Here is a 1,685-nt window from a genome sequence, read left to right as displayed (position 1 = left end):
TTACCCGATAGTATCAAACCTGGTAAAACATCGGTAACCGTTACATTGTTTAATGGCGTGTTTCCTGTATTGCTTACCGCAAAACTGTAGGTAATGGTCTCTCCTGCTTGTGCAAAACCATCTCCATTTTCGTCATTGAATACGGCTGTTTTAACAATGGCAATCATTGGCGTTTCTGCAATAACAACTGTAACTGTGGCTGTGGTACAATTCAACGGATTAGAGCCCGTTTCACATACTTGATACGTAATGGTATACGTTCCTGCTATTGTATTTGGCGCTACGGTTAAGTTTCCATTAGCATCTATACTCAATGGACCACTTGTTACTGGCGTCACATCGGTATTGGCAGCTGTAACCGGCACTCCGTTAATGGTATCATTTGCTAGAACATTTCCTCCCGTGGCTGGTAGTGTATCATTATTGGCTACAATAACATTGTTTACCACCACCGTTGCGGTAGCTGTGGTGCAATTTGCTGGTGTTGCACCTACTTCACAGATTTGATACGTTATCGTATATGTGCCACTTGGGGTATTTGGTGCTACTGTTAAATTACCATTTGTATCTATACTCAATGGTCCATTTGTTACTGGAGTTACATCAGTATTAGCTGTAGTTACCGGTACTCCGTTTAACGTATCGTTACCTGTTACATTTCCTCCAGTAAATGGGAATGTATTGTTATTGGCTAAAATTGGGTTTGCTACAACTACTGTTGCAGTAGCTCGTGAACAATTTGATGGTGTTGCTCCTACTTCACAGATTTCATATACTACTGTGTATGTTCCTGATGGTGTGTTAGGAGCTACTGTCAAGTTTCCATTAGCATCTATACTCAATGGACCACTTGTTACTGGTGTTACATCGGTATTAGATGGTGTGGATGGTACGCCATTAACAGTATCATTTAATGTTACATTACCGCCTGTTGGTGGAAATGTAATGTTATTGGCAACAATGATATTGTTTACTACAACCGTTACTGTAGCTGTGGTACAGTTTGCAGGTGTCATTCCTGTTTGACAAATTTCATAAACGATAGTGTAGGTACCACTTGGTGTATTTGGCGCCAATGTTACATTTCCAGCAGTATCTATACTTAATGGACCATTATTTACTGGTGTCACAACAATATTTGTCATGGTTGCCGGTGCTCCATTTACACTATCATTTCCTAACACATTCCCTCCTGCTGCTGTAAAAGTATCATTACTAGCAACTAATGGATTTACATAATTAACAGTAACCGTAGCTGTGGTACAATTTACTGGTACCGCTCCTGCTTCACAAATTTCATACGTGATGGTGTACGTACCATTTGGTGTATTTGGCGCTACTGTTAAATTTCCATCTGCATCAATACTCAATGGTCCATTTGTTACTGGAGTTACATCAGTATTAACTATAGTTACCGGTACTCCATTTAAAGTATCGTTTGCTGTAACATTTCCTCCTGCAGATGGAATTGTATCTTCGTTAGCTATGATTGGATTGCTTACCACTACTGTAGCGGTTGCTTGCTTACAGTTTACTGGACTCGCGCCTACTTCACAGATTTCATAAACTACAGTGTAAGTTCCTGATGGGGTGTTCGCATTTACTGTAATACTTCCGTCTGCATTCAATGTCAAGCCTGCTGGAACGGTTATTCCTGTTAAGCTTACATTTCCTGGGTTAGTGCC

At 40.4% G+C, this 1,685-nt stretch carries 1 protein-coding gene; it reads right to left on the bottom strand.

What is annotated here, in order from left to right:
* On the bottom strand, window positions 1-1,685 hold a 1,685-nt coding region (locus IQ05_RS15260), incomplete at both ends, for a DUF7507 domain-containing protein (RefSeq protein ID WP_244289592.1).

It is taken from the genome of Flavobacterium tiangeerense, assembly GCF_007830355.1.
Lineage (GTDB): Bacteria > Bacteroidota > Bacteroidia > Flavobacteriales > Flavobacteriaceae > Flavobacterium > Flavobacterium tiangeerense.
This window is presented reverse-complemented; position numbering and strand designations above follow the sequence as displayed.